The sequence below is a fragment of the Puniceicoccales bacterium genome (assembly GCA_031255005.1).
Classification (GTDB): Bacteria; Verrucomicrobiota; Verrucomicrobiia; order Opitutales; family LL51; genus JAIRTH01.
Window position 1 is genome coordinate 1 of record JAIRTH010000037.1, and the last position, 4,845, is coordinate 4,845.

Consider the following 4,845-nt stretch of genomic DNA (forward strand, 5'->3'; position numbering starts at 1 on the left):
GAAGGCGGCTCCGGCGGAGCGCTGGGAATCGCCCTGGCCGATCGAGTCCTGATACTTGAAAATGCCTACTACTCTGTCATCTCTCCCGAGGGTTGCGCGGCCATCCTGTGGAAAGATAAAAAATTCGCCAACGAAGCCGCCGAAGCCTTGCAACTTCATGCTCACAAATTGGTGGAGCTTAACGTGGCAGATGAAGTTGTGGCCGAACCATTTGGCGGCGCCCATCGGGATATAGATCAAACCATCCTAAATGCAAAAAATGCACTGCTAAAACATCTGGACATAATTTTTAAAATATCCGTAAAAAATAGGCTCACAAAAAGATACGAAAGATTCAGAAATCTAGGATCATTCATGGAATAATGAAATAAACATACATTTTGTAAAAATTACAGCTCTTGACATGTAGCACTTAAGTGGTTCAATACCAACCATGTGCGGAATAATTGGTTACGTCGGACACCGCAATGCATCTCAGGTGGTGATCGATGGACTCCGCAGATTAGAATACAGGGGCTATGATTCTGCTGGGTTCGCGACCGTTCGAGATGGTAGGTTTTTGTGCGTAAAAAAAGTAGGTAAAGTGAATAATTTGGTCGAGGCCATTGAAAATATCGGTTTCGGCGGAAATATTGGCATCGGTCATACTCGTTGGGCAACCCATGGTGTTGTATCCGAAGCAAATGCGCATCCTCAACTAACTTCAGATGGACTCTTCGCCGTGGTCCATAACGGTATAGTTGAAAACTATGTGCAAATAAAAAAATTTTTACAAGAGCAGGGCTACAACTTTTCATCGGAGACTGATACTGAATGCCTTGGGAATCTGATAGCCTATCATTATCACAAGGAACCAGATTCGACCCAAAATAAATTTAGCGAGGCCGTGCGAAAGGCGCTTTTACACATTCAAGGGACCTACGGCATCGTCGTATTGTGCGCAACGCATCCCAATGAAATAGTGGCGGCAAGGAAAAGTTCACCGTTGCTGGTGGGCATTGGCGAAAAGGAAGCCATTGTGGCAAGCGATGCGGCGGCGCTGCTAATGTACACCAACAGAGCGGTTTACTTGAAGGATGGTGAAATTGCAATTGTTTCCGGCAACAAATTTTCGATAATTACCATACGCTCTGAGAATGTCGACATCGTCCATCAGACCATTGATTGGACCAACCAGGATATCCATCTTGGCAGTCATGAGCATTACATGCGCAAAGAAATTTTCGAACAGCCGCAATCCATTGAAAATGTTATGCGCGGCAGATTCTCGGAAGATGGCAGCACTGCACGCTTTGGCGGTATTTCCCTCCCTCCCCATGAATTGAGGCAGATCGATCGAATCGTATTTTGCGCCTGCGGAACATCTTGGCACGCAAGTTTGATTGCCGAATACCTGATAGAATTATACGCTCGGATACCGGTGGAGGTCGAATACGCCTCAGAATTTCGGTATAGAAACGCGCCGCTTGACAAGAATACATTGGTTTTTGTCCTAAGCCAATCCGGCGAAACTCTGGATACTCTTGCAGCACTACTGGAAGCTAAACGCAAGGGTTTCAGAGTGTTAGGTATCACAAACGTCGTTGGATCGACCATAGCCAGAGAAACCGATGGCGGAATTTACCAACATTCCGGGCCAGAGATAGGAGTGGCATCGACCAAGGCTTTCACGGCCCAAGTCTGTGCAGTGGCGATGCTTGCGTTATATTTTGCCAGAATGCGAGACATGAGTTTCGGTGATGGCCTGGAATTTTCTGAAGCGCTGAAGAAATTACCGGCCCAATTGGAAAATATATTGAAAGAGGAAGATCACATAAAAAATTTGGCCAAAAAGTACTATGAATATGATGATTTTTTATTTTTAGGAAGACAACTAATGTTTCCGGTGGCCCTGGAAGGAGCGTTGAAACTGAAAGAGATATCGTACATACATGCCGAAGGCTATCCATCGGCAGAGATGAAACACGGCCCCATTTCTTTGATTTCAGAAAGTTGTCCCTGCTGTTTTTTTGAAACCCAGGCACACATTGTTCGCAAAACGGCGGCTAACATACAGGAGGTCAAAGCCCGAGGTGCACCGGTGCTGGCGATAGTATCGGAACAATGTGCAGCAGAAGTAGATAACGTAGATGACCTGATCATAGTTCCCGAGTCTCATCTGGCTGTATCACCGATTCTGGCCACCATACCGGTTCAACTGCTTGCCTATCACATTGCGTTGTTGCGAGGTTGCGATGTGGATCGACCACGCAATCTGGCGAAATCAGTAACTGTGGAATGATTTAGTATTCTATGCCCATGACAGGCAACAAATTCCAGAGCGCATAAAATTTACTTCCTTTCATAAATATGGTATCTGTGGCCAGAGTGGCGATGGCTTTGGCAGCGGTGGGTGTGTTATCAAATAGGTAGACATTTTTGCAAAGAGAGTGTGAGTTTGCCATTCCATGTTTTATGCAATCTGCGCACTCCCCTATCAATAGCACCACATCATTTTTGTCAGGCAATATACTCTCCCCAAGCAAGTTATGAAATTCGCACGATTTATCTCCCAGTTCAAGCATACAGCCAATAATGAAGGTTTTTCTGGCTTTTTGAAACATTCTTTTGAAGTTTGAGAGGGCGTCCACCATCGAAGCCGGATTGGCATTATAGCAATCCAGGTAGACGATTTTTCCTCCGGCATTGATGATTTCACCGCGCATTTTTGATGGTTTCCAGCTCATTAAACGGCCAATCAATGTATCACGATCGACACCTAATCTCCTGGCTAGGAATATACCTATGGCACAATTCCTCACCTGGCCATCGCTCATGGTTGGTAGTGGATAAAATTCCTTGCCAAGTTCACTGGCTGTGAGCATAAGACCATCAGCTTGGCGAACATAGGTGATGTAATTTTTTGCTTTTTTCCCATTACTTACTATCATGCTTTTGCCTTCTATCTCCTTGAATGGCTTGAACCTAAGGCACTCTTCCGGGAAAATTGCCATGGCTTTATTATTCAGCGCATGGATCAGCATTTTCGATTTCTCTTCGGCAATTTTTTCTATGGAGCCGAATTGCGAAGCATGCACATGGGTGAGGCCGGTCACCAGGCCCAGGTCAGGATTCAAAACATCTAAAATTTCATCCATTTCGCCAAACCTATCGATGCCGCACTCAATTATACCTATATCATTGGATTCGTTCAACTTACTAAGCGTCAGCGGTACTCCTAAAGTGTTGTTTAGGTTATCGGCAGTGGCCAGCGATTGAGGGCCAAAGAGCAGATGCATGATATCTTTTGTTGAAGTTTTTCCATAGCTGCCGGTCAGGCCAATGACGGTCCCAAGAAAATTATTTCTATGGATTTTCACAATTTTACCGAAGGCCATCAGCACACTATGGACCAAGAGCTGCGGTATGCTAACTCCATCAACCTCATGGGTTACGATGGCACAACTAGCTCCATTGGCTTCGGCATCAACAACGAAATCATGGCCATCCCGAACATCTTTTATGGCCAGGAAACATTCCCCAAGCTTTAGAGTTCTAGAGTCGTTAGAAATACCACAAACCAAAGGAGGTACGTCTGCGCCAACCCATTGACCTCCAGATACTTTTGCCCAAAATTCTGTTCTCATAAAAATTTTCTATGCCGAGACGGTGGAATTTTCATAGCATTTCTATACTTTGTAACAGCTCTTCTCGTGAGCGCAATCCCATTCGCCTGCAATATATTACATACCTCCGCATCGGACACTGGCCTGTCTTTTTTTTCATTGGCGATGATGCGGCGAATTTTTTCCATTAGAGCATTGGCCGATAGCTCGCCGCCTGGACCACCGATTTTTTTAGAAAAAAAATATTTTAAACAAAATATGCCACGAGGCGATTGCAGATATTTATCCCTAACGGCGCGGCCAGCTGTGGATTGATGAACCCCTAAGATCTGCGCTAATTCCTTTAATATCAATGGCTTCAAAGATCCTAAGCCTTCAAAAAATTCTAACTGCCTGGTGAGTAAAACTTCCGAAATTTTCATCAACATGTCGCTTCGTCGATTCAATGCATTCACCAGAAACTTAGCGCCTAAAGCACTCTGTGTAAAGAACTTCCTGTCAGCGCGATCCCATCGATCCTTGTGCAGCAGCATGCTCTTATAGTTATCACTCATCCTTATTTTTGGCAAATATCTATCATTCAAGTCAATTTGCCATTTTCCATAAATTTTTTTCAAAATAATATCCGGAACGACGCTATTTTGCCTTTCATCGGAAAAAATTTTCGCAGGCTGAAAATTTAACATCTTAAGCCTTGTGAGCAAAGACCTTAGCGTCGCATGATCGATGCACATGGCCCTCTCTATTTTCGTGTATCTATGGGCAAGCAAATCATCGAAGTGGTCCGATATCAGGGTAATTAACCCCGCGTCGCTGCCATTTATTTGGCTTAGCAAACATTCTATAACATTCTTTGAGCCAAGACCTTTTGGATCAAGAGACCCTAGTAGTGCCCGGACCTTTGCCATTTCCGTCGGGCTGACTCCAAGGGATGAAGCCAATGTCTCATCCGATTCTGCCACAAATCCTAGAGAATCCATCCTGCCTAGCAAAAACGATAAAATTGACTTGTCTTTTTCGTCAATATCTGCCACCTGTGAGAATAAATGCTCCTCCAAAGTCTCTCTTTGGGCAATGGAATCCAGATCGTAGTCAGCCGCGGATGTTACATAACCGCCTGCGATATAATCACTATCAGGATCACAACAATCCAAATCGAGCATTGGATTTATCTCGATCTCTTTCAGCAAAGCCGCACGCAGCTCGGCCATTGGCATCTGGAGTATGCCCAGCGATCGAA

4 protein-coding genes are annotated in these 4,845 nt (G+C 44.8%); 2 read left to right on the top strand and 2 right to left on the bottom strand.

Annotated elements, in window-relative coordinates:
- Together LBH49_03735 and glmS are read left to right on the top strand one after the other, a co-directional pair.
- On the top strand, positions 1-363 hold a 363-nt coding region (locus LBH49_03735), incomplete at its 5' end, for an acetyl-CoA carboxylase carboxyl transferase subunit alpha (protein MDR0351725.1).
- A 70-nt stretch (positions 364-433) separates the two neighbouring features.
- A complete protein-coding gene (gene glmS, locus LBH49_03740; GenBank protein ID MDR0351726.1) occupies positions 434-2,281 on the top strand; it encodes a glutamine--fructose-6-phosphate transaminase (isomerizing) in 1,848 nt (615 codons plus the stop codon).
- A 1-nt stretch (position 2,282) separates the two neighbouring features.
- Here glmS and LBH49_03745 read toward each other — a convergent pair whose 3' ends face one another.
- Positions 2,283-3,626 (bottom strand): hypothetical protein, encoded by a 1,344-nt coding sequence (locus LBH49_03745; protein ID MDR0351727.1) that lies wholly within the window; start codon positions 3,624-3,626, stop codon positions 2,283-2,285.
- The coding region (rpoN, locus tag LBH49_03750; protein ID MDR0351728.1) for an RNA polymerase factor sigma-54 at positions 3,623-4,845 on the bottom strand (1,223 nt) is incomplete at its 5' end. The genes LBH49_03745 and rpoN, both read right to left, overlap by 4 nt.

What these genes read in the sequence shown, in the direction of transcription:
- glmS (MDR0351726.1), top strand. Translation starts at nt 434, where the DNA reads ATGTGCGGAATAATTGGTTACGTCGGACACCGCAATGCATCTCAGGTG.
- LBH49_03745 (MDR0351727.1), bottom strand. Translation starts at nt 3,626, where the DNA reads ATGAGAACAGAATTTTGGGCAAAAGTATCTGGAGGTCAATGGGTTGGC.